The sequence below is a fragment of the Natrinema salinisoli genome, assembly GCF_020405205.1.
In the GTDB taxonomy this organism is placed as follows: domain Archaea; phylum Halobacteriota; class Halobacteria; order Halobacteriales; family Natrialbaceae; genus Natrinema; species Natrinema salinisoli.
The window spans coordinates 3,007,525-3,029,916 of the sequence record NZ_CP084469.1 but is presented as its reverse complement, the minus strand read 5'-3'; the positions used below and the strand labels follow the sequence as shown (position 1 = coordinate 3,029,916).

At 64.7% G+C, this 22,392-nt stretch carries 20 protein-coding genes; 14 read left to right on the top strand and 6 right to left on the bottom strand.

The window, feature by feature from the left end:
• Positions 1 to 64: 64 nt before the first annotated feature.
• Entirely contained in the window at positions 65 to 1,561 is a 1,497-nt protein-coding gene (locus LDB05_RS14910; protein ID WP_226004781.1) for a TrkH family potassium uptake protein, read from the top strand.
• Between the two features lie 332 nt (positions 1,562 to 1,893).
• On the opposite strand, the gene hisA is transcribed toward LDB05_RS14910, so the two are convergent.
• On the bottom strand, positions 1,894 to 2,655 hold the full coding sequence (gene hisA, locus LDB05_RS14905; RefSeq protein WP_226004780.1) for a 1-(5-phosphoribosyl)-5-[(5-phosphoribosylamino)methylideneamino]imidazole-4-carboxamide isomerase: 762 nt from the start codon (positions 2,653 to 2,655) through the stop codon (positions 1,894 to 1,896).
• 117 nt (positions 2,656 to 2,772) lie between these two features.
• On the opposite strand from hisA, the gene LDB05_RS14900 reads away from it, so the two are divergent.
• The 3 genes from LDB05_RS14900 to fer all read left to right on the top strand — a co-directional run bounded on the left by LDB05_RS14900 (position 2,773) and on the right by fer (position 6,772).
• Positions 2,773 to 4,632 carry an SLC13 family permease gene (locus LDB05_RS14900; RefSeq protein WP_226004779.1) on the top strand — a complete coding sequence of 620 codons (1,860 nt, stop codon included), beginning with the start codon at positions 2,773 to 2,775 and terminating at the stop codon, positions 4,630 to 4,632.
• 188 nt (positions 4,633 to 4,820) lie between these two features.
• Positions 4,821 to 6,005 carry an inorganic phosphate transporter gene (locus tag LDB05_RS14895; protein ID WP_226004778.1) on the top strand — a complete coding sequence of 395 codons (1,185 nt, stop codon included), beginning with the start codon at positions 4,821 to 4,823 and terminating at the stop codon, positions 6,003 to 6,005.
• Between the two features lie 377 nt (positions 6,006 to 6,382).
• Positions 6,383 to 6,772, top strand: a complete 390-nt coding sequence (gene fer / locus LDB05_RS14890) for a ferredoxin Fer (RefSeq protein WP_226004777.1) — start codon at positions 6,383 to 6,385, stop codon at positions 6,770 to 6,772.
• Positions 6,773 to 7,099: 327 nt separating this feature from the next.
• Here fer and LDB05_RS14885 read toward each other — a convergent pair whose 3' ends face one another.
• A complete protein-coding gene (locus LDB05_RS14885) occupies positions 7,100 to 7,606 on the bottom strand; it encodes an HPP family protein (RefSeq protein ID WP_226004776.1) in 507 nt (168 codons plus the stop codon).
• A 727-nt stretch (positions 7,607 to 8,333) separates the two neighbouring features.
• Here LDB05_RS14885 and LDB05_RS14880 point away from each other — a divergent pair.
• The 5 genes from LDB05_RS14880 (at position 8,334) to LDB05_RS14860 (ending at position 13,925) form a co-directional block, all read left to right on the top strand.
• The gene (locus LDB05_RS14880) at positions 8,334 to 9,605 is read left to right on the top strand and encodes an ABC transporter substrate-binding protein (protein ID WP_226004775.1); all 1,272 of its coding nucleotides are present in this window, start codon (positions 8,334 to 8,336) and stop codon (positions 9,603 to 9,605) included.
• Between the two features lie 24 nt (positions 9,606 to 9,629).
• Positions 9,630 to 10,622: a carbohydrate ABC transporter permease gene (locus LDB05_RS14875; RefSeq protein ID WP_226004774.1), complete on the top strand. Its 993-nt coding sequence runs from the start codon at positions 9,630 to 9,632 to the stop codon at positions 10,620 to 10,622.
• Positions 10,619 to 11,560 carry a carbohydrate ABC transporter permease gene (locus LDB05_RS14870; protein ID WP_226004773.1) on the top strand — a complete coding sequence of 314 codons (942 nt, stop codon included), beginning with the start codon at positions 10,619 to 10,621 and terminating at the stop codon, positions 11,558 to 11,560. The genes LDB05_RS14875 and LDB05_RS14870 overlap by 4 nt, the downstream gene beginning before the upstream one ends.
• Positions 11,561 to 11,591: 31 nt before the next feature.
• On the top strand, positions 11,592 to 12,746 hold the full coding sequence (locus LDB05_RS14865; protein WP_226004772.1) for an ABC transporter ATP-binding protein: 1,155 nt from the start codon (positions 11,592 to 11,594) through the stop codon (positions 12,744 to 12,746).
• Between the two features lie 153 nt (positions 12,747 to 12,899).
• Positions 12,900 to 13,925: an A24 family peptidase gene (locus tag LDB05_RS14860; protein WP_226004771.1), complete on the top strand. Its 1,026-nt coding sequence runs from the start codon at positions 12,900 to 12,902 to the stop codon at positions 13,923 to 13,925.
• Here the strand turns inward: LDB05_RS14860 and LDB05_RS14855 are convergent.
• The 3 genes from LDB05_RS14855 to LDB05_RS14845 all read right to left on the bottom strand — a co-directional run bounded on the left by LDB05_RS14855 (position 13,922) and on the right by LDB05_RS14845 (position 15,004).
• Positions 13,922 to 14,152, bottom strand: a complete 231-nt coding sequence (locus LDB05_RS14855) for a hypothetical protein (RefSeq protein WP_226004770.1) — start codon at positions 14,150 to 14,152, stop codon at positions 13,922 to 13,924. The two genes, LDB05_RS14860 and LDB05_RS14855, sit on opposite strands and share 4 nt — an antisense overlap.
• Positions 14,153 to 14,215: 63 nt before the next feature.
• The gene (locus LDB05_RS14850) at positions 14,216 to 14,521 is read right to left on the bottom strand and encodes a hypothetical protein (protein WP_226004769.1); all 306 of its coding nucleotides are present in this window, start codon (positions 14,519 to 14,521) and stop codon (positions 14,216 to 14,218) included.
• A 63-nt stretch (positions 14,522 to 14,584) separates the two neighbouring features.
• Entirely contained in the window at positions 14,585 to 15,004 is a 420-nt protein-coding gene (locus tag LDB05_RS14845) for an HIT family protein (RefSeq protein ID WP_226004768.1), read from the bottom strand.
• Positions 15,005 to 15,309: 305 nt separating this feature from the next.
• Here LDB05_RS14845 and LDB05_RS14840 point away from each other — a divergent pair, with 305 nt between their 5' ends.
• The 3 genes from LDB05_RS14840 to LDB05_RS14830 all read left to right on the top strand — a co-directional run bounded on the left by LDB05_RS14840 (position 15,310) and on the right by LDB05_RS14830 (position 17,824).
• Positions 15,310 to 16,296, top strand: coding sequence for a CDP-glycerol glycerophosphotransferase family protein (locus tag LDB05_RS14840; protein WP_226004767.1), 987 nt, complete (start codon positions 15,310 to 15,312; stop codon positions 16,294 to 16,296).
• Positions 16,284 to 16,964, top strand: a complete 681-nt coding sequence (locus LDB05_RS14835) for an NTP transferase domain-containing protein (RefSeq protein WP_226004766.1) — start codon at positions 16,284 to 16,286, stop codon at positions 16,962 to 16,964. Before LDB05_RS14840 ends, LDB05_RS14835 begins: the two co-directional genes overlap by 13 nt.
• Positions 16,965 to 17,137: 173 nt before the next feature.
• Positions 17,138 to 17,824, top strand: coding sequence for a glycerophosphodiester phosphodiesterase (locus tag LDB05_RS14830; protein WP_226004765.1), 687 nt, complete (start codon positions 17,138 to 17,140; stop codon positions 17,822 to 17,824).
• A 53-nt stretch (positions 17,825 to 17,877) separates the two neighbouring features.
• On the opposite strand, the gene LDB05_RS14825 is transcribed toward LDB05_RS14830, so the two are convergent.
• Positions 17,878 to 18,576 (bottom strand): uracil-DNA glycosylase, encoded by a 699-nt coding sequence (locus LDB05_RS14825; protein ID WP_226004764.1) that lies wholly within the window; start codon positions 18,574 to 18,576, stop codon positions 17,878 to 17,880.
• Positions 18,577 to 18,693: 117 nt separating this feature from the next.
• Between LDB05_RS14825 and LDB05_RS14820 the strand changes: the two genes are divergently transcribed.
• Together LDB05_RS14820 and ileS are read left to right on the top strand one after the other, a co-directional pair.
• Positions 18,694 to 18,924 carry a DUF8151 family protein gene (locus LDB05_RS14820; protein ID WP_226004763.1) on the top strand — a complete coding sequence of 77 codons (231 nt, stop codon included), beginning with the start codon at positions 18,694 to 18,696 and terminating at the stop codon, positions 18,922 to 18,924.
• Positions 18,925 to 19,017: 93 nt separating this feature from the next.
• Positions 19,018 to 22,224 carry an isoleucine--tRNA ligase gene (gene ileS / locus LDB05_RS14815; protein ID WP_226004762.1) on the top strand — a complete coding sequence of 1,069 codons (3,207 nt, stop codon included), beginning with the start codon at positions 19,018 to 19,020 and terminating at the stop codon, positions 22,222 to 22,224.
• Positions 22,225 to 22,392 lie beyond the last annotated feature (168 nt).

Here is a 22,392-nt window from a genome sequence, read left to right as displayed (position 1 = left end):
GTTTCGATCCGTTTCGCTCCGTCCGAACTGTTATTCCGCTCCACCGTACAGGTATGGCTGTTCGATGTCGATTCGAGTCGACTGGCGCTCGAGTTGTAGTCTTACCGGGACGATACTGAAGTGGCTCGCCGTCCCGTTAGCCGGGCCGCTCTCGCTCGCGGTCGTCGACGGCGACGATCCGCTGCCGTTTCTCGTCACGATCGCGGTCACCGTCGTCCTCGGTACCGCTCTCGAGGCACTGGCGGACGATCGCGAAATCCAACAGCGAGAGGCGTTCCTGATGGTCGCACTGACGTGGCTCGGCGTCGCGCTCGTCGGGGCGATACCGTTTCTCGTCGCGGGCGACGGCGTACTCGCGAGACCGGTCAACGCCGTCTTCGAGAGTACGAGCGGCGTGACGACGACGGGCGCGACCGTGATCGCGGACTTCAGCGTCCACTCCCGGGCGATCATGCTCTGGCGGGCGATCCTCCAGTGGCTCGGCGGCCTCGGCATCCTGATCGTTGCGATCGGCCTGCTCTCCCACCTGCTCGTCGGCGGTGCGCAACTCATGGAGACGGAAACACAGACCCAGAGCGTCCGGAAACTACGGCCGCACCTCCACGAGACCGCCCGGCTCATCTGGGGACTGTACGTCGGACTGACGGTCATCACGACGGTCGTCCTCGTTACACTCTCCTGGATCGGGCTCGCACCCGACATGGACCCGTTCAATGCCGTCGCACACGCGCTGACGAGCGTCTCGACTGCCGGCTTCTCGCCCCAACCGGACAGCGTCGGTGCGTTTTCGCCGGCGGTCCAGTGGACGCTGATCCCCGTCATGATCCTCGGTGCGACCAACTTCGTCCTCCTCTATGCGGTCTCCCAGGGTGATCTCCGGCGCCCCCTCGAGTCCGACGAGTTCCGGTTCTACGGCACCCTCCTCGCGTCGGTGACGGCGGTCGTTATCGCCACCCTCGTACTCGATCCCGACCTCGCGATGGGGCTCGAGCCGACGATCCGCCACGGGCTGTTCAACGTCGTGTCGATGGTGACGACGACGGGCTACGCCTCGGCGAACTTCGACCTCTGGTCGCCCGGTGCGAAGCACATGCTGTTCCTGTGTATGTTCACCGGCGGGATGGCCGGGTCGACGACGTGTTCGATTAAATCGCTTCGCTGGCTGGTGATCGCCAAAACGTTTCGTCGCAATCTGTTTATCGCGGTCCACCCCCAGGCCGTTCGACCGGTTCGACTCGACGACTCGGTTATCGACGAGGAGACCGTCGGCGAGGTCTTCACGTACGTCATGCTCGCGCTGGTCATCTTCTTTCTGCTGACGGTCGTCATCGTCGTCGACGCCGCTCGTGTCGGCAATCCCGTCGACGAATTCGATGCCCTCGGTGCCGCCGCCTCGATCTTCCTCAATATCGGCCCCGCGTTCGGTGTCGCCGGCCCGTTCGACAACTACCTGGCCTTCTCACCGTTGACCCGGACCGTGATGATCGTCATGATGTGGATCGGCCGAATCGAAATCATCCCGGTGCTCGTGCTGTTGACGCCGACGTTCTGGAAATCCTAGCGAAATTTTACACTGCGGTCTATCGCGGTCGCAAACCGCTGCGACCGCGATGTCCCTCGGTAAAATTTCGATCAAAAGCAACGGAAGACGTTCCTGCTCACTTCGTTCGCGGGCTGCGACTTCCGAGCCTTCGTTCGCTACGCTCACGAAGACGCTCCTCCCTCCGTTCGCTCGTCCTTTTAGTCCTCGCTCACATCGGTCGTCGGCCCGCTCGCTCGTGCCTTCGGCACTCACTCGCGGTGGTATCGGTTAATCGCCTGCCCTCCCCCGAGTTACATGGCTCTCGCGGTGCTCGAGCCGTGCTCCCGGCCACTGAAAACGAGTCAGCGCGGCTACCGCTCCCCGCCGGACTGGACCGCTGCCTGCGCCTCCTCGAGCGTGAAGTTCCCCTCGTAGAGCGCGCTGCCGACGACGACCGCGGCTGCACCGGCGTCCTCGAGCGCCCGCACGTCCTCGAGCGTCGCCACGCCGCCGCTGGCGATCACGGGGACGTCGGTCGCCTCGACCAGTTCGCGGACCGGTTCGGTGGCGACGCCCTCGAGCTGGCCTTCGACGTCGACGTTCGTAAAGAGGATCGCGGCGGCGCCGAGGTCCGCGTACCGCTCGGCGGCCTCGACGGGCGAGATTCCGGCTCCTTCGGTCCACCCTTCGACGACGACCTCTCCGTCTTTCGCGTCGAGGCTCACGACGACGCTGTCCGGCTGCTCCTCGCTGATTTCGGCGACGATGTCGGGGGTTTCGACCGCCGCGGTGCCGAGGATGACGCGGTCGACGCCCCGCTCGAGCAGGTCGAGGGCGTCGGCAGCGGTGCGGATCCCGCCGCCCAGCTGGGTCGGCACGTCGGCGGCGTCGATCACGGCGTCGATCGCGCCCGCGTTTTTGCGCTCACCCTCGAACGCGCCGTCGAGATCGACGAGGTGTAGCGTGTCCGCGCCGGCGCCGATCCACCGCTGGGCGGCCTCGACGGGGTCGCCGTAGGTCTTCTCCGTGCCGCGTTCTCCCTGGACGAGCTGGACGACCTCGCCGTCCTGGATGTCGACCGCCGGGATGACCTCGAACGTCCCGAACTCGCCGCCTGCATCGTCGCTGTTCATACCAGTGAGCGCGGGTCCGGCGCGAGTAAAGGCGACGGTTTCGATGAACGCCATCGCCGCGACACTGTCGCCTATCTTTACGGAATCGTTACATGTGTGGTCGGTGTGGATCGTTCCATGCCGGTGTCGGCGTGCGATTTCCTCGCACAGGCGACTTCAACGCAGCCCGACGTGACGACCGACGTCCTCGTCGTCTTCGGCGTCGTCGGCTTCGCGCTGGTCCTCTTTCTCACCGAGCGCTTGCCGATCGACGTGACCGCGATCCTGTTGATCGTCGTGCTGGTCGTGCTCGAGCCTTGGACGGGAATCGATCCCGAGACCGGCATCTCGGGATTCGCGAACGAGGCGACGATCACCGTGCTGGCGATGTTGATCCTGAGCGGCGGGATCAGCCGGACCGGAATCGTGCAGGAGCTCGGGCGACGGATGGCCGACTTCGCGGGCGAAAGCACGCGCAAACAGGTGCTCGCGACCGTCGCCGCGACGGCTCCCGTCTCCGGCTTCCTGAACAACACGCCGGTCGTCGCGCTGCTGGTGCCGGTCGTCACCGACGTCGCGAACCGGGGAGACACGTCCCCGTCGAAGCTGCTGATCCCGCTTTCCTACGCCTCGCAGCTGGGCGGGATGCTCACCCTCATCGGCACCTCGACGAACATTCTCGCGAGCGACGTCAGCGCTCGACTCGGCTCCGAGTATCCCGAACTCCACCGGTTTTCGATGTTCGAGTTCACGAAACTGGGTGCCATCGTCGTCGTCGTCGGCTCGCTCTACCTGATCTTCGTCGGTCACTACCTCCTTCCCGAGCGAGTCCCGCCGCGCGCTGACTACCTCGAGGAGTACGCGGTCGGTAACTACCTTGCCGACGTCGCGGTCGTTCCGGGCTCTCCGCTCGCGGGCGGGACCCTTCGCGACGCGACCGCGGCGCTCGGACCCGCCATCGACGTGGTCCAGATCGTTCGCGAGGGAGAACGATCGGTCGCACCGCAACAGGGCACGTCGCTCGCGGAAGGTGACGTCCTCGTCGTTCGGACAGACCGCGACGCGATCACGGCGCTCGAGGACGCGGCGGGCGTCGAACCCCTCGGCAGACCGGCCGGGACCGCGGAGCTCTCGACGTCGGACGACGGCGTGCTCACTGAACTGGTCGTCTCCCTCGATTCGCGGCTCGTCGGGGAACGCCTCGATCCCGAGTGGTTTCGGGAGGAGTTCGACGCCGCCGTGCTCGGACTGCGCAGCCGCGGCGAACTCGTCAGGGATCGCATCGTCGGCAAGCGCCTCGCCGTCGGCGACACGCTGCTCGTACAGGCACTGCCGGAAACGCTCGACCGGCTCGCCCGCGGCGACGACGTGATCGTCGCGCGGGAACCGCCCCGTCCCGACTACCGGACGGATAAGGCACCTATCGCCGTCGCCATCATGGTCGGTGTCGTCGCCGTCGCCGCACTCGAGCTCTATCCGATCCTCGTGTCCGCGCTTGCGGGCGTGGTTGCGATGGTCGTCACGGGCGTGCTCGAGCCCAACGAACTCTACGACGCGGTCGAGTGGGACATCATCTTCCTGCTCGCGGGGGTGATTCCGCTGGGGATCGCGCTCGAACGAACGGGAGCGGCGGCGCTGCTCGCGTTCGGGATCGTCGAGGCCGCGGAGGTGCTTCCGGCTATCGCGGTTCTCTGGCTGTTTTACCTGCTCACGGCGCTCCTGACCAACGTCATCAGCAACAACGCCAGCGTCGTCCTGTTGATTCCGGTCGCGGCGGCCGCAGCCGCGGGGATCGGCGCGAATCCGTTCGCGTTCGTGCTGGCGGTGACGTTCGCCGCGAGCACCGCCTTCTTGGGTCCGATCGGCTATCAGACGAACCTGTTCGTCTACGGTCCCGGCGGCTACCGGTTTAGCGACTACGCCCGGATCGGCGCGCCGCTGCAGCTGATACTGTCCGTTGTCACCGTCCTCGGAATCGCGTTCTTCTGGGGTGTTTGATAGCCGATCTCGTCCTCCGTCGATGCTCGTCTCGTCGTCCGTCTCCGATCGGTCGATCGGGGATCTATCGCTACCGCACACGTATCATACCGACGACCGAATCCCGAGAGTCCTCGTTCCTGCCACCGGTTTCACAGATCGGGACCGAATGGGCGAGTTTTTAGTATCGGCTCGCGTGACTTCCGAGCGTGAACGCGGAACCGCTGCTTATCGTCGGAATCCTCACTGCGATCTTCGTCGGCTACAACATCGGTGGCTCGACGACCGGACCAGCCTTCGGACCAGCCGTCGGCGCGAACGTGATCACGAAAGTGATGGCCGCCGGACTGATGTCGATCTTCTTCTTCGTCGGGGCCTACACGATCGGCCCGAACGTCGTCGATACGCTCGGCACCGGTCTCGTCAACGACACCTCCATCTTCACGCTGCGCTCGAACGTCGCCGTGCTCTTCTTCATCGGCGGCGCGCTGTTCGTCGGCAACTACGCCGGCGTCCCGGCATCGACGTCGATGACCGCAGTCGGGGCGATCGCCGCGCTCGGGCTCGCGACCGGCGAACTCAACTGGGATACACTCGGCGAGATCGCCGTCTGGTGGATCGTCGCGCCGATCCTCGGCTTCTGGGTGGCCGGCGTCGTCGGCCGGTACTTCTACCCCCGAATCAACGCCTGGGTCGCTATCGAGAGCAAACAGGGCGGGAGACCGATGGTCTCGATCGACAACTCGGGCCTCGTCCCCCGACTCCAGTTCGGCGTCGATGCCAATCGCCGGGAGATCACCGGCGCGCTGGTGGTCGTCGCGATCGGCTGCCTGATGGGCTTTGCATCGGGGACGAGCAACATCGCCAACGCGATCGCGCCGATCTACGGCACCGGCGACGTCGGGATGGTGCCGCTGATCCTGATCGGCTGTGCAGCGGTCGCAGTCGGCTGCTTTACGATCGCCCGCCGCACGCTCGACACGCTGGGCAACGACATCACTAATCTCCCGCTGACGGCGGCGATCGTCGTCGCGGTCATCAGCTCGGGCATCGTCGTCGCGCTCTCGTCGATCGGTATCCCCGCGAGCTTCGTCGTCATCGCGACGATGAGCATTGTCGGCCTGGGGTGGGGGCGAGCGACCCGGACGACGACCCTGTCGGGAGTCCGGGCTGGCGAGGAGACGCGCGTCTCCGTCGGCGCGCTGACCGCCGAAGAGGAGGGCGAACGCTCGCCCGAGATCGGCGAGGAAGACGTCGAGGACATTCCCAAAGCGTCGGATCTGTTCGATCCCTCCACGACCGCCCGCGTCATTCTCATGCAAAACGTCGTGCCGGCCATCTCGACGATCGGTGCCTACCTCACCTTCCGGTTCGTGCCGATTTTCGGGTTCTGATCGGTCGTTCTTGTCGTTCTCTCCGTTCTCGAGCTCGGTGACCCGAACGGCTGAACGACGTCGCGTGCCCGTTTCGGACCGTCAGTTCCGTTACCGCTCGGCCCGGTATCCGTCTTCTTCGTGGGTCCCCTTGCGAGGACATCCGTCGACACTCCTCGCGGGGTCGACGATCGGGCGACTCCCGATCGGTTTCGAATGCGGCAAAGAACGCGTCCCTCGTTCGAATTCGTTCGAACATTTCTTTTTTCTCTTCCGTTCGGTCGCTGATATTGTTCGAAACCGGGACGTTCTTTCCTTCGAATTGGTCAATTCTGACTGATAGACAATTTAGGACTGAACAGCAAGCTATACCAGTCCGGGACTCGAATCACAGAGTGATGCCCACGGTAGAATACCTCAACTACGAAGTACTGGACGACCAGGGCTGGGACATGGACGATGACAACCTCTTCGAGGAGGCCGCCGACGCCGGCCTCGACGACGAGGACTACGGCACGCTCGACGTCGCCGAGGGCGAGTACATCCTCGAGGCGGCCGAAGCCCAGGGCTACGACTGGCCCTTCTCGTGCCGCGCCGGTGCCTGTGCGAACTGCGCAGCCATCGTCTTCGAGGGCGAGATCGACATGGACATGCAGCAGATCCTCTCCGACGAGGAGGTCGAGGAAAAGAACGTCCGCCTGACCTGTATCGGGTCGGCGGAGACCGACGAGGTCAAGATCGTCTACAACGCGAAACACCTCGACTACCTGCAGAACCGCGTCATTTAACGACACCCCGCGCAGCGATCGAGTCCACCCCGGTTCCCGGGGTGCGTTTTATTCGTTTTCCCGAGTCGCATCGCTCGAGTAGCGTCCTCTCCGTCGATTTTCGAACACGGGCTCGAGAGAGGGTCACTGATCCCCGTCGAGAACGCCGTCGACGTTCTCGGAGTTCAGCCCTTCTCACGACTTCCGGTACTCCCAACGACGCGATCCGTATCGCGTTCGCGGAGCGGAACGCGACCGACGCGACCCTGCGGACGGATACGAGATCCGTGATAGGTCCCCGCGCCGTTCGACGAGTTCAGTACCCCTCTCCGGTTCCGAATCGACCGTTCAGCGCCCGAGCGGACCGCCGTCTCCGAGGGATCGCTCTGCGGTCACGAGTTCGTGTACAGCGACGAGGGCGACGACGGCGACGGCGATGAGCGCGCCGTCGACGACCGTCGGGAGGAGGCCGAGCGAGACGATCAGCGTCGTCGCACAGGCGGGCGGGTGGACCGTCTCGGTCGCCAGCATCCCGCCCGACGTCAGGACGGCGGCGACGATGCCGCTGGCCACCAGCCGGAGTTGTGTTGTCGCGAGCATCGGTGCGGCAGTGGACACCTCCAGACCCGGTGCAATGGTGTGGTACGCCACCAGTCCGGTGACGATACCGACGAGATGGCCGCCGATCACCCGTCGCGGCGCGGTGACCTCTCCGTCTCGAACGGTCGCCAACAGAAACGCGGAGGGGCCGAGACTCGGGAAGAGCAGCGCTTGCCCGGTCACCCAGGCCAACAGTCCGGGGACCGCGAGCAGGACGCCGACGTACAGTGTCGAAAACGCCGCACCCTCTCTCATGGCCGCTGCCTTGTTAGCACGGACGGATATACTGTTCGTTGTCCCGGTCTCCTCGAGTGCGGCGGATCGGCCTGGCTCCGCCGTGAAGAGCGCAACCACGTCACCGAACGCCGAGGGTCCCCCTCTCTGTTCCGTTGTCGACTCGAAACGAAATCCGAGCGATCGGTGTTACGAACCGTGGTTCTCGAGATACAGCCGGCCGGAACCCCTTCTCTTAATATAGTTACTTAAATATAAATTATAAATATAACTATTTACTAGTGAATTATTAGTTCAAACATCATCAGTGTATTTGATAGGTAGTTTCTGCCAGTGACTGTGGACGTTCGAACGAGTTCGACCGTTTCGCGGTCTGAAACTCGAAACAGTCTCCGACTGTGCGTTCGCCAGAGCCGTCTTCTCGAGGCAACGGTCGATAGTCTGATCGAGTGATGTGACCGATTCGAGAGCGATGCGACCGGCGCTATCGTTGCGAGCGAGGACCGCGGCCCTGCAGCGATTCCAGTCCCCTTCCCCGCGTATTCCCGTCGCTTGATCCCGATATCGTGTGTCTTTTGCGGACGTATCCGTTTGGCTCTCTATACCGAACGAACGACTATGAGGGTATACCGAAAGATTTACTCAGAAGGATGTACTTTTTCCTCATACGTGTCGTCAAGGCATCACACGGAGAATTCCCAGAAGGGGACGCCCGCTCCGTGATGGGGGGCACGTAGAATTCAAAACTATGGCAGACAACGATACACCTCTTTCGCGCCGTACCGTGCTCAAATCGACCGCTGTCGCAGGAGCGGCCGGCCTGGCCGGCTGTATGGGTGGTGGTGGCAGTTCGGAAGCGGAAGCCATCGAGTTGCTCCACGCGTGGTCCTCGGGCGACGGGAACGCCGCCATCGAGGCGCTCGTCGAAGGGTTCAGGGAAGAACACCCCGACATCGAGTTCGGTGAAGATCCGGTCGACGGTGCCGCTCGGAGCAACCTCGACCAGGTCGTCTCCAACCGACTCCAGGCCAACGACCCGCCGAGTACGTTCCAGACGTGGCCGGGGCAGACGCTGACGAAGTTCGGTGACGCGTACGCCGATATCGAGGGCGACGTGTGGACCGACGACCTCAAGAACAACTACCTCGCGGGCCCGAAGGAGCAGGCCCAGCTCGACGGGACGTACGTGACTGTCCCGCTCAACATCCACCGCATCAACAACCTCTTTTACAATACGGCGGTGCTGGAGGAGGCGGACGTCGATCCCGAGTCGCTGTCCTCTCCCGCCGACGTCGTGGACGCCTGCGAGGCCGTCTCGCAGAACACCGACGCGGTCCCGTTCGCACACCAGACCAGCGGTTCGTGGTCGACCACGCAGCTGTGGGAGACGATCCTGCTCGCAGAGGGCGGCATAGACGGGTACAACGCGTTCATCGAGGGCGACGGCGACGTCGATCAGGTCCGCTCCGCGCTCGAGAACGTCGTCGAACTCAGCGAGTACTACCCGAGCGACTCGTCCTCGATCAGCTTCACGGAGGCCAACACGATGGTCATGGAGGGCGACGCCGCGTTCATCCATCAGGGTGACTGGGCGGCGGGCGCCTACAGCGGCAACGACGAGTTCAATTACGGCGAGGACTGGGGGCAGATCACCTACCCCGGAACGAGCGGGAACTACCTGCTGAACATGGACTCGTTCCCGTACTTCGACAACAACCCGTCGGCGGAGGCGACCAAGACCTTCCTCAGCTACTGTGGCACCGCCGAGGCCCAGGTTCTGTTCAACAAGGAGAAGGGATCCATCCCGCCGCGGGAGGACGCCGACGTCTCGGAGCTCAACACGTTCCAGCAGGACCAGTACGAAGACTTCACGAGCTCGGACAACCAGCCGCCGTCCATCGAACACGGGCTGGCCGTCTCGCCTAACATAAAAACGAACATCAGTGACGCGTTCAGTGGCTTCCTCGAAGAGAACGACCCCGACGCGACTGCGGACGCGCTCATCAGCGCCTTCCAGTAAGAGAGGGCCTCAGAGTATTATATTATGCGCAAACTGATAGCCAGAGTCCGGGATCGCTGGTCCGACAGCGACGTCCGTACGGACGGCGGTGAGGTCTCCGCAGAGCGCTCGCTGTTGCGTCGCGATTCGGTCCGCTCGGCCCCCTTCTGGTTGCCGCCCTTCCTGCTCGTCGGGCTGTTCGTGTACGGTGCCGTCCTCTGGAACTTCGTCCTGTCGTTGACCGATTTTCAGGGCCTCGGTGCCCCCGATTACGGCTCTCTCGACTTCGAGAACTACGCCATCGCGTTCAACGGCGGAACGCCGACGTGGTCGGAGCTGACGGTCGATCCGGTCTGGAACTCCCTCCAGAACACGATCATACTGATGGTCGTGTTCTCCGTCGTCTGTCTCGTGCTCGGGTTGTTGCTGGCGATTCTCGTCGACCGGAACATCCGCTACGAGGACACGTTCCGGACGATCTACCTGCTCCCGATGAGCCTCTCGTTCGTCGTCACGGCGAAGTTCTGGCTCTACATGTACAACCCGCAGACGGGGCTGATCAACGCCGCCATCGGGCTGGTGGGGATCGGGCCGGTCGAGATCGTTCAGAACCCGGACCTGAAGCTCGGAGCCGTCGCCTTCGCCCTGATATGGCAGTTCAGCGGCTATGCCATGATCGTCTATCTGGCGGCGCTGCGGGGCATTCCGACGAGTCACTTCGAGGCGGCACGCGTCGACGGTGCGAGCACGGTCCGGATGTACTGGCGCGTCATCATTCCACAGCTCCGGACGGCGACCGTGAGCGCGCTGGTCGTCATCACGGTGTTCGCCCTCAAGGCGTTCGACTTCCTCTTCTCGATGTACGGCGGGTACCAGCCCGGTCCATCGGCCGACATCCTCGCGACGCGGATGGTCAGGGAAGCCTACGCCAATCAGAACTGGGCGTACGGGTCGACCATCGCCGTCATCCTGTTCGTCATGGCACTGTTCATCGTGACACCGTACATCTACACGCAGTACAAGCGAGGTGAACTATGAGCGGCGCAACGAGCGACGAGAGTACCACGACCGCAACGGGCGGCGAGACCGAAACGCGCACCGCTCTCAAGCGAGTCGTCCTCTATGCCGTGCTGGTCGGGATGGCAGTGTTCTATCTCATCCCCATCGAGACGGGGCTGATGACGGCCATTACGGACCCCAGTACGTACACCGGGTCGACGCCGTACCTCCCGCCGCTCGAGCCCCTGGTGCCCGGTACCGGCTCGTTCTCGCTCGAGCCGTTCGGGAACGCGTTCGACGGGCTGTCGAGAGGGCTCGTCAACAGCGTCATCCTCGTCGTCCCGGCCACGGTCCTGTCGGGACTGCTCGGGAGCATGGCGGCGTACGGGCTGACGAACGTCGACTGGCGCGGCCAGGTCGGTATCTACGCGCTGTTCATCGCCGGTATCTTCATTCCGTATCAGGCGGTTCTGGTGCCGCTGACCCAGTTCTGGTACAACGTGGTACCACTGCAGTCGATGTTCGTCCCGCTCGCCAGCTTCCCCTTCGTTCAGGAGTACCACTGGAAGCTGGCCGCGCTCATCATTACCCACACGGCCTACGGGATCCCGATCTGTACGCTCCTGTTCCGTGCCCACTACAAGAAACTCTCCAGCGAGATGATCGAGGCGGCCCGGCTCGACGGGGCATCGGTGTCGACGATCTATCGTCGCATCGTGCTTCCGCTGTCGGTCCCGATGTTCGCGGTCGTCTTCATCTACCAGTTCACACAGGTCTGGAACGACCTCCTGTTCGCGTTGACCATCGTCCAGTTCGGCGACGCGTCGGTCGTGACCCAGGAGCTGGTGGGGATCGGCGTCTCCCAGTCGGGGACGAACTTCCCGCTGCGGATGGCTGCAGCGCTGCTGGCAGCGTTCCCGACACTGATCGTCTACATCCTGTTCGGCGACAAGTTCGCCGAAGGGGTGACAGCATGAACTCCCCCACGACTTCCACAGGTGATTCACTATGGCAGAACTAACGCTCGATACGGTAACGAAGGTGTTCAACGACGGTGACAGCAACGAGATCGTCGCCGTCGACGGCGTAGATATCGACATCGACGACGGCGAGTTCCTCGTGCTCGTCGGCCCGTCCGGCTGCGGGAAATCGACGACGCTCCGCATGATCGCGGGCCTCGAGACGGTCACCGGCGGTGAGATTCGGCTCGGGGATCGACTCATCAACAACACGCCCCCCGCCGACCGGAACATCGCGATGGTGTTCCAGTCGTACGCGCTGTACCCCCACATGACTGTCCGGGAGAACATGCGCTTCGGGCTGGAGGAATCGACCAGCATGGCCGACGACGAGATGACGTCGATCGTCGAGGAGACGGCCGCGATGATGGGTATCGAAGACCTGCTCGATCGCAAACCGTCGGAGCTCTCCGGCGGCCAGCAACAGCGGGTGGCGCTCGGCCGCGCCATCGTCCGCGACCCGGAGGCCTTCCTGATGGACGAGCCGCTCTCGAACCTCGACGCCAAGCTCCGCGCGACGATGCGGACGGAGCTCCAGCGTATTCAGGAGGACCTCGGCGTGACGACGGTCTACGTCACGCACGACCAGACGGAGGCGATGACGATGGGCGACCGCATCGCGGTCCTCAACGACGGCGTCCTCCAGCAGGTCGGTACGCCGCTGGAGTGTTACCACACGCCGAACAACCGATTCGTCGCCGGCTTCATCGGCGAGCCGTCGATGAATTTCTTCGACGTGTCGCTGTCGGACGACGCGCTGACCGGCGAGAGTTTCTCCTATCCGCTCCCCGGCGAGATTCGATCGTCGCTGGGCGACGCGACGGAGTTCACGCTCGGCGTCCGGCCGGAGGACATCGAGTTCCACGCCACGAAGTCCTCGGTCGGCGACCACGATTTCGAGTGCGTCGTCGACGTGGTCGAACCAGTTGGGGAGTCGAACAACATCTATCTCCGATTCGCCGACGACGACGGGCCCGATCCGGAAACGTTCATCGTCACGATCAGCGGGATGCGAAACGTGTCCAGCGGCGACCGCGTCGTCGCCACCATCCCGCCGGAGGCGATCCACCTCTTCGACGACCGCGACGGACGGGCGGTGAAAAATCGGTCGCTGTCCGAGGTCGACGCCGTGGCACCGACCTGATGCGAGTCGCGACGGCAGTTTTTCCCGGCTGATTCGTTTCATCCCGTTATTCTGAACGGGCGCCCACGACCACGGAGCCGATGGCTCGCTCTCCCGTCTCGAGCGCTCGGCCGAGCCGAAAACGTAACGCATCTTCGCTCGAGAGAGCTATCCGTGACAGTTTCCGGCGTCTCGTCGACGGGTCCGGATCTCCTTCGACTCGTGGCCGTGCCCGTCTTCGCCTGGGCCGCCTACCGCGATATCGAGACGCGGCGGGTCTCGAGCACCGTCTGGATCCCCCTCTCACTGCTCGGTGCCGCGCTGTTGGTCTGGGAGGGATGGCTCTCCTGGTCCGCCGGCGGGACCGCGTGGACCTATGAGTTCCTGATCCCGACGGCGATCAGTCTGGGAGTGGTGGTTCCGATCGCCTACCTCTTCTGGTGGTTCGGCGGCTTCGGCGGGGCCGACGCGAAAGCCCTGCTCGTCCTCGCCGTCCTCTTTCCGACGTTTCCCGAGTACGCGATGGGATCGGTGACGCTCCCGCTCGAGACGACCCGCATCGGGACGTTTTCGTTTACGATCCTGACGAACACCGTCCTCGTCGGGATCGCGCTCCCGGTCGCGCTCGCCGTCCGCAACGCCGCTGCGGGCCGGATCGCGCCGGTCATGTTCGTGGGCTGGCCCGTCTCCTGGGATCGGATTCCGGAGACTCACGGCCGCCTGCTCGAGACGCCGACCGGACTCTCTCGCGGCGGCGTCGATCTCGACGCCTTGCGGATGTACCTCCGCTGGCGCGGGCTCTCGCTGGCCGACCTGCGCGAGCACCCCGACCGGTACCGGGATCCGGCGACGCTTCCCGACGAGCCGAACCCGCCGACCGACGGCGCGGTGACTGCGGACGTGTCCGTTCGCGGGGACGGCGGCGCGCTCGAGCCGAGTTCCGATAATGAGCTCGATCGCACGCTGGATTCGGAGTCTGGCCCGGAGTACGACGACCCGTGGGGTGCCGAGGCCTTTCTGGACGATATCGACGGCTCGGCCTACGGAACGACCCCCGAGACGCTGCGCGAGGGACTCGAGGTACTCACCGACGAAGAGACGGTCTGGATCTCGCCGGGGACGCCGTTCCTCGTCCCGATCGTCGTCGGGCTGGTGATCGCGCTGGTCTACGGCGACCTGCTGTTCGGGACCCTGTTCTAGCCCAGCGTCCGCTCGTACAGCGGGACGAGCGCCGTCCAGAAGAGCACGAAGGCGACGCCGACGCCGATCAGCGCCAGCCAGGCGTCGCCCCTGCCGGTCGGGGCCCCCTGGGAGAGGAGGACGAAGGTGCCCGCGAACAGCAGACAGCAGACGAGGATGCTGCCGAGCTCGAGGGCGATGGCGACGGGGTGGGCGCGAAACTGGGTGACGATGCCGGCGAGCGTCATACGCGACACTCGGCTGCGGACCGGAAAAACGTCACGGCAGTCCGACGCGCGTCGGTCGCGTCGTCAGTCGACGACGTACGACTGGTGGTCGCCGCGGGTTCGAGTGTCGACGAACTGGTGTCTGGTCGCGTCGCTGAGGTCGCCGGCGAGGGAGGGATCGTCCCGTTCGTTTCCGTAGACCTCGTTGGCCCCGCGAAGATCGTGGTCGGCGAGCAGGTCGCGGATCTCCGCCGGGAGCGCCGTCCCGTCCTCGAGATCGAGCACCAGGAGGCGGTCGGTGAAGCTCTTCGCGAGGAAGGCGTCGCTGACGGCCTCGCGCTCGCGGAGTCTCGCCGCGAGGTCCTCGAGGGTCGCCTCTCGATCGGTCATTCGTTCACGGTTCGACGCCGGCGAAACAAGGACCTCGCTCCGAATATGTTCGGTGTGGTCGATTCAGGCCTGAGACTCGATGTCGTCGGCGATGGCGTCGAGTTCGTCGTCGGCCAGGTCGGGCCGGTCGCCCGCGATAGCGTGGATGGGGCCGCCGCCGTCGCCCTCGAAGCGCGGGACGATGTGGCAGTGGACGTGGGGGACCTCCTGCCCCGCGGCCTCGCCGTTATTGAACGCGACGGTGGTCGCGTCGGCGTCGACCGCCTCCTCGACGGCGGGGACCATGCGGTGGATAGTTGCGTAGAGGTCCGTCGCGACGTCCTCGGGCACGTCGTTCAGGCGCTCGTACTCGTCTTTCGGGATCACCAGCGTGTGGCCCGGCGCCAGCGGGTTGGCGTCGAGGAAGGCGACCGTCGTCTCGTCTTCGTACACGATTCGCGCGGGAATGTCTCCCTCCACGATCTGGCTGAAGATCGTACTCATGCTCGAGTGTGTGTCGTCTCGTCGTAAGAAGGTTACTCGCCGTCGCGTCTCTCGGTCGGTGGCCGTCCGAACGGGACGGGGAATTCGGTTTCTTCGATGGTCGTCTTCGTTCGTTGGTGACTGTCGCCAGAATTTGAAATACTGTTGAATCACTCGAGTTATTTGCCCGAACGGCGCTGAAAACGTTATACTACTGGCCGACATAGCATCGGTATCGTTTGATCCGCTCGATGAAGTCGGCGAACTGATGGGTTTCATCGACCGGGAGACAGCGCTCACCGGCGCACTCGTTGGTGGTTCATAGCATGGTAGCAGTACTGTACGCGATCGAGCGACCGTTCATGCGAAAGACGTTCGAAGCGATCGATCGTCACGTGGACGTCGAGTCGGCATTCATCCCGGTCCGAGCGGATGCGCGGGGTTGTAGCGACCGTATCGACGAGATCGAGGTACGCCGTCCCGACGCGGTCGACGAGAACGTGCGGGCGATCGATCCCGGCGTCGTCGTCTACAATCATCGGTTCGGCATCGATCGGTTCACGTTCTATGAGGAGTACCCGCTCGTCCACGTTCGCCACGGCGCGTCGATCGGTCGCGACGAGAGACGGGTCACGGCGGAGACGATTCTCGAGCACGTCGCCGCCGCGCTCGCGCCCGGGGAACGCTGGGCGAGGGCGTATCGGTCCGCGGCGCCGCCCGACGTGCGAGTCGCCGTCGTCGGGATTCCGGAAGCCGACGCGCTGGTCGACGCGCCACCGCCTCGAGTGCACCGGGTCCTGTACGCGCCGACCAACTATCTGGTCGGCCGCGGCGCGTACGCGAACACCGCCCGCTCGGTCGTCGAGTGCTTCGCCGACTCGGCGTACGAACTGCTCTTTCGACCCCACCCGACGGACAGGCGCGAAGGCCCCGGGCTGCCGGTCACCCGAGAGTGTCGCGAACGGATCGCCGAGCTACCGAACGTAGTATTCGATACGGCCGCGACGCCGACCGAGAGCATGCGTCGATCGGACGTGCTCGTCTCCGATTACTCCGGTTCGATCGCCGAGTGGCTCCACACCGGCCGACCGCTCGTGCAACTGACGGCCATCGACGCACCGGACCGCGAGGTGCCTCGGATCGGCGTCACCGCGGACGCGATCGATCTCGCGCTCGTCGACGAGCTGTACAGAAACGGCGAGCCGCCCGCCGTGAAGCGCCGGCGGGCGTCGTGGCTCGAGCGCCTCGGCATTCCGATGGACGGCCGGGCCGGCGAGCGTGCCGCCGAAGAGGTGTGCCGATGCGTGGCGTAATACTGGCCGCAGGCCGGGGCCGTCGCCTGGGACACTACACCGACGACGTCCCGAAAGCCTTCCTCGAGTTCGACGGCCGAACGCTGTACGATCGACAACGCGCGCTGCTCGAGCCACACGTCCACGGAACGAGCGTCGTGTTAGGCTATCGCTACGAGACCGTCCTCGACAGGTACGATCCCGAAGACCCGATCGCTCTCGAGGGCTGGGAGCGCTACGAGAACGCCGCGTCGTTGCTCCTCGCGCTCAGGCGTACCGACGACGACCTGCTGGTCCTGAACGGTGACGTACTCGTCGACGAGCGGGAGATCGGTCGGCTCGTCGGGGAGTTCGACGCCCTCAGCGGTCGTCTCAACCTCGTCGGGAGTATTTCGGGAATACAGGACACGGAGACGGCGATCTGCTGGGACGAATCGGGACGCGTGACGGACTACGGGCTCATCGAAGGCCACCGACACGCCGGATTCGGGATCGTGAGCCGCGACCACCGGACGGCGGCGATCCGGATCCTGCGAGAGCATCTGGACGATTGGTACCCCTGCGTGTACCCTCGGACACCGACCAGACCGCTGTTGATCCCGGCCGATCGCCATATCGAAGTCAATCGACCGGCGGACCTCGAGCTGGCTCGAGCGTGGCTCGCGTCCGAACGGATCCGGTGTGCGTGATCGGTACCGAGACACCCGCATTCGACACTGTCGATCCCGGGATGCCGCTGACGTCTCAGTCGATACTCCCACGCTAGCATGATACTCTGTTTTCGGGAATATTCCGTATTATCGACCGTTTCAGACCGTGAAACCAGAATATTGATGTTCATCGGCTGGTGCGGTCCCGGTAGATGGAGATCATCGGCCATCGCGGCTGTGCTGATCAGTTTCCGGAGAACACCCTTCTCGCCGTTCGAGAAGCCGCCCGTCGGCTGTCCGCGGTCGAGGTCGACGTGCGGCGGTGCGGATCGGGCGAACTGGTCGTGTTCCACGACGACACCCTCGAGCGCGTCACCGACGCGTCCGGGCGAGTCGCGGAGACGCCGTGGTCCGACCTCCGCGAACTGTCCGTGCTCGAGTCGGACGAATCGATTCCTCGACTCGAGTCGGTACTTCGCGCCGTTCCGCAGGACGTCACCGTGCAACTCGAGCTGAAAGAACGAGGTATCGCGACGGATACGTTGCAGGTGGCGATGACCACCGGTGCCGACGTCCGCATCACGTCGTTTCTCCCGGAGGCGCTCGCGGAGCTCGAGACGAAGTATCTGGACGTTCCCAACGGCCTCCTCTTCGGGGAGGAACCCGACGCGAACCTCTCGCGGGCGGTCGAACTGGACTGTACGCACGTGTTCCCGCACTACGATCTCTGCGTCGAAACCGACGTCGTGACCGCCGCCCGCGAGCGCGGATTCGACGTCATCGCCTGGAAGGCCGCGCGGACTGCCGACGACGTTCGAGCGCTCGACGAGGCCGGCGTCGACGGTGTCACCGCGGATCGATGGGACGTCACGCCGCCGTCGCTTCGGCACCGCAGTTGACCATTCGCGGCAGCTGCGACGCGCGCTCGATCCCGCCCGGCAGTCGCTCGTGACTATCGCTGGGCCGTCGTCCGACACAACTCGTCGAGGGTCTCACCGATCGCCTCGAGATACTCCTCCGGCTCGTACCCCAGCCGGCCGATCCAGACGTCCTGATAGGACGGATGGAGAATCGGCACCAGCCACACGTCGAGGCGCTCACAGCGCACCGGCTCGAGCACGCTGTCGAGAAAGCCCTCGAGGTCTCGATCCTCGGCCGCCAGCACGGTTTTCGTCGCGTGCTTGCCGGTGGCGAGGACGACCGAGGGATCGATCGACTCGAGTTCGGTCAGCAGGTGGGTTCGACAGGTCGCGCGCTCTTCGGGTGTGGGTTCGCGGTTACTCGTTGGATCTTCAGGATCCGCTGGAAAGCACTTCACCGCGTTCGTGTAGTAGGAATCGTCGCCGTAACCGACGTCGTCGACCATTCGCCGGATGCGTCGGCCCGAGTGGCGCGAGGTGTACGCCTTGCCGGTCCAGTTGCCGCCCTGCCAGCGATCGGCCTCGGGGTTGCCGTAGCCGGGTGCCTCGCCGACGACCACGACGTCGGCATCGAGATCGCCGGTCCCCCACGAGATGCACTCGCGGGAGTCGGCCAGCGCCGGGCAGCGGGTGCAGTCGGGCTCGAGGACGTTGCGATCGCTCGGATAGGGTGGCTCGTCGGCGGTCGCGGAATCGGACTCTGCGTCGGTATCGGAATCGGACGCGGGCACGTCCCAGAATACGTCCGCAGCGGTTTAGCCGGGTCGGTTCCGTACGATTGCAGCCGTGGTATCGCGTCGCACCCGAGGGGACAGGTTTACCTTGGATGGGTGGATAGAAGGGGGGTAATGACATCCATCGGCCCCGAACTGCTCGCGGAATCACTTTCGTTGATCCTCTATACCGTCGTGGCGGGCGCGTTGACGGTCGGCGGCGTGCTCGTCGAACAGGCGAGCCTCCAGCACCTCGGCTCCGGCGAGGCGATGATCGCGGTCTGGCTCGCCGTCCTCGGCGGCGTCATGCTCTACGCCGGTGCGTACGGGGTAGGCTACAAAAAGGTCCTCTCGCGGTACGTCTGAACGCCGCGATCCCGACCGGTTCTCTCGAGCAATCGGGCCGGAGAGATCCGCGATATCGATTCCTCTTTACTCTCGGAGGCGATTAGGTCGCGTATGAGCAGGTTCGACGAGGTCGACGACCAGTACGACCCACACGAACTCGAGCAGCGGGTCTTCGAGTACTGGGACGACGTCGACGCCTACGAGCAGACGGTCGAGCACCGATCGGACGGCGAGTCCTACTTCTTCGTCGACGGCCCGCCGTACACGTCGGGATCGGCGCACATGGGGACCACCTGGAACAAGTCGCTGAAGGACGTCTACCTCCGCTTCCTTCGGATGCAGGGGTACGACGTGACGGATCGCCCGGGCTACGACATGCACGGGCTCCCGATCGAGACCCGCGTCGAGGAACGCCTGGGCTTCGAGAACAAACAGGACATCGAGGAGTTCGGCGAGGAGAACTTCATTCAGGAGTGCAAGGACTACGCCAACGAGCAACTCGAGGGGCTGCAGGAGGACTTCCAGGACTTCGGCGTCTGGATGGACTGGGACGATCCCTACCGGACGGTCGAGCCGGAGTACATGGAGGCCGCCTGGTGGGGCTTCTCGAAGGCCGCGGACCGTGGCCTGGTCGAGAAGGGGCACCGCTCGATTTCCCAGTGTCCGCGCTGTGAAACCGCGATCGCGAACAACGAGGTCGAGTACGAGGACGTCGAGGATCCGTCGATCTACGTCAAATTCGATCTCGAGGACCGCGAGGGCTCGATCGTCATCTGGACGACGACGCCGTGGACGGTCCCGGCGAACACCTTCGTCGCCGTCGACGAGGACGGGGACTACGTCGGCGTGCGCGCGGAGAAGGACGGCGAGGAGGAACTCCTCTACGTCGCCGAGGCGAAACACGAGGAGGTCCTGAAAGAAGGCCGCTACGACGACTACGAGGTCGTCGAGGAGTTATCCGGCGAGGAACTGCTCGGTTGGTCCTACGAGCATCCGCTCAGCGAGGAGGTGCCCGACCACGTCGACGCCGAGGGCGCGTTCGAGGTCTACGCCGCCGACTACGTCGATACCCACGGCGACGGTACCGGGCTCGTCCACTCCGCACCCGGGCACGGTGAGGTGGACTTCGAGCGCGGTCGCGAACTCGGCTTCCCGATCTTCTGTCCCGTCGGCGGCGACGGCGTCTACACCGCGGAAGCGGGCAAGTACGAGGGTCAGTTCGTCAAAGAGGCCGACGACGAAATCATGGCCGACCTCGAGGACAACGGTGCGCTGCTCGCCTCCGGCACCGTCAACCACAGTTACGGCCACTGCTGGCGCTGTGACACGGGGATCCTCCAGATCGTCACCGACCAGTGGTTCATCACGATCACGGACATCAAAGACGACCTCCTCGACAATATCGAAGACAGCGAGTGGCACCCCGAGTGGGCCCGCGACAACCGGTTCCGTGACTTCGTCGAGGAGGCTCCGGACTGGAACGTCTCCCGCCAGCGCTACTGGGGTATCCCGCTTCCGGTCTGGACCGCGGAAGACCGAGACGACGACGAGGATCGGATCGTCATCGGCGACCGCGAGGAACTCGCCGAGCGCGTCGATCAGGACGTCGACCCCGACGATGTCGACCTCCACAAGGACACGGTCGACGACTTGACGATCACTGAGGACGGCACCACGTACACTCGCGTCCCCGACGTGTTCGACGTCTGGCTCGACTCCTCGGTCGCGTCGTGGGGCACGCTGGACTACCCCTCGGACGACAGCCGGTTCGACGAACTCTGGCCCGCGGACTTCATCCTCGAGGCCCACGACCAGACCCGGGGCTGGTTCTGGTCCCAGCTGGGGATGGGCACCGCCGCGCTCGGCGAGAGCCCGTATCAGGAGGTCCTGATGCACGGCCACGCGCTGATGCCCGATGGCCGCGCGATGAGCAAGTCCAAGGACATCCTGATCGATCCCCACGAGGCGATCGATCGCCACGGGCGGGACGTCATGCGCATGTTCCTCCTCTCGAACAACCCGCAGGGCGAGGACATGCGCTTCGACTGGGACGGGATGCAGACGATGGAGAACCACCTTCGGACGCTGTGGAACGTCTTCCGGTTCCCGCTGCCGTACATGCGCCTGGACGAGTTCGATCCGCAGGAAACCACGCTCGAGGACGTGGACGACGACCTCGAACTGATCGACGAGTGGGTCCTCGCCCGCTTGCAGTCCACGAAGGCCGAGATGACCGAGGCCTTCGAGGACCGCAGACAGGACCGGGCGCTCGACGCGCTGATCGAATTCGTCGTCGAGGACGTCTCCCGGTTCTACGTGCAGGCGGTCCGCGAGCGCATGTGGGCCGAGGAGGACAGCGATTCGAAAACGGCCGCCTACGCGACGATCTACCGCGTGCTCCGCGAGAGCGTCGCGCTGCTCGCGCCGTACGCGCCGTTCATCAGCGAGCAGATCTACGGCACGCTGACCGGCGACGACGGGTTCGACACCGTCCACATGGAAGACTGGCCCGCGGTCGACGAGTACTTCGAGGACGACCAGCTCGAGGTCGACGTCTCGCTCCTCCGCGCGATCGAGGAAGCCGGCGCGAACGCCCGCCAGCAGGCCGGCCGCAAGCTGCGCTGGCCCGTTCCGCGCGTCGTCGTCGCGGCGGACGACGGACGGGTCGTCGACGCCGTCGAACGACACACCGAACTGCTCGAAGATCGGCTCAACGCCCGCGAGATCGAACTGGTCTCGCCCGAGGACCGCTGGGAGGAGCTCCAGTACAGCGCCGAAGCGGACATGAGCGAACTGGGCCCGGCCTTCGGCGACCGCGCCGGGCAGGTCATGAACGCGCTCAACGAGGCCCGCATCGACGAGCCGAGCCTCGAGGCGATCGAAGACGCCGTCGACGACGTCCTCGAAGACGGCGAGGAGATCACCGACGAGATGGTCTCCTTCGTCACCCAGACGCCCGACAGCGTCGCCGGCACCGCCTTCGGGATCGACGCCGACGACCGCGGCGTGGCCTACGTCGACGCCTCGCTGACCGACGACATCGAGAGCGAGGGCTACGCCCGCGAGGTCATCCGCCGCGTCCAGGAGATGCGCAAGGACCTCGAGCTCGACGTCGAGGAGCGGATCGCGCTCGAGTTCGGGATCGACGACGAGCGGATCGCCGACCTCGTCGCGGATCACGAGGACCTGATCAGCGAGGAGGTTCGCGCCGACGAGCGCCGTGCCGTCGAGGACGGCCACCGCAAGGAGTGGGAGGTCGACGGCGTGACGATGGAGATCGCGATCGAGCCGCTTGCAGCTGCGGAAGCGTCGGATTAGTCGCCGCCGAGCGGAGCGAGGCGGAGTTTTTTGGTCCAGATTTTTTGCGTGAGGGGTCGCGAACACCGTGAGCGACCCGAACGGAAAAAAGGTGGATGCAGAGATCGCGATCGAGCCGCTGGCGGCTGCGGAAGCGTCGGACTAGCGCCGACTCCGGTTCGTTTTTCG

Bases quoted from the DNA above. Each gene is read 5' to 3' on its own strand.
- LDB05_RS14830 (WP_226004765.1), top strand. From the start codon at position 17,138: ATGGAGATCATCGGCCATCGCGGCTGTGCTGATCAGTTTCCGGAGAAC.
- ileS (WP_226004762.1), top strand. From the start codon at position 19,018: ATGAGCAGGTTCGACGAGGTCGACGACCAGTACGACCCACACGAACTC.
- hisA (WP_226004780.1), bottom strand. From the start codon at position 2,655: ATGAACAGCGACGATGCAGGCGGCGAGTTCGGGACGTTCGAGGTCATC.
- LDB05_RS14880 (WP_226004775.1), top strand. From the start codon at position 8,334: ATGGCAGACAACGATACACCTCTTTCGCGCCGTACCGTGCTCAAATCG.
- LDB05_RS14820 (WP_226004763.1), top strand. From the start codon at position 18,694: ATGACATCCATCGGCCCCGAACTGCTCGCGGAATCACTTTCGTTGATC.
- LDB05_RS14845 (WP_226004768.1), bottom strand. From the start codon at position 15,004: ATGAGTACGATCTTCAGCCAGATCGTGGAGGGAGACATTCCCGCGCGA.
- LDB05_RS14910 (WP_226004781.1), top strand. From the start codon at position 65: ATGTCGATTCGAGTCGACTGGCGCTCGAGTTGTAGTCTTACCGGGACG.
- LDB05_RS14865 (WP_226004772.1), top strand. From the start codon at position 11,592: ATGGCAGAACTAACGCTCGATACGGTAACGAAGGTGTTCAACGACGGT.
- LDB05_RS14850 (WP_226004769.1), bottom strand. From the start codon at position 14,521: ATGACCGATCGAGAGGCGACCCTCGAGGACCTCGCGGCGAGACTCCGC.
- LDB05_RS14885 (WP_226004776.1), bottom strand. From the start codon at position 7,606: ATGAGAGAGGGTGCGGCGTTTTCGACACTGTACGTCGGCGTCCTGCTC.
- LDB05_RS14875 (WP_226004774.1), top strand. From the start codon at position 9,630: ATGCGCAAACTGATAGCCAGAGTCCGGGATCGCTGGTCCGACAGCGAC.
- LDB05_RS14900 (WP_226004779.1), top strand. From the start codon at position 2,773: ATGCCGGTGTCGGCGTGCGATTTCCTCGCACAGGCGACTTCAACGCAG.
- LDB05_RS14870 (WP_226004773.1), top strand. From the start codon at position 10,619: ATGAGCGGCGCAACGAGCGACGAGAGTACCACGACCGCAACGGGCGGC.
- fer (WP_226004777.1), top strand. From the start codon at position 6,383: ATGCCCACGGTAGAATACCTCAACTACGAAGTACTGGACGACCAGGGC.
- LDB05_RS14855 (WP_226004770.1), bottom strand. From the start codon at position 14,152: ATGACGCTCGCCGGCATCGTCACCCAGTTTCGCGCCCACCCCGTCGCC.
- LDB05_RS14840 (WP_226004767.1), top strand. From the start codon at position 15,310: ATGGTAGCAGTACTGTACGCGATCGAGCGACCGTTCATGCGAAAGACG.
- LDB05_RS14835 (WP_226004766.1), top strand. From the start codon at position 16,284: ATGCGTGGCGTAATACTGGCCGCAGGCCGGGGCCGTCGCCTGGGACAC.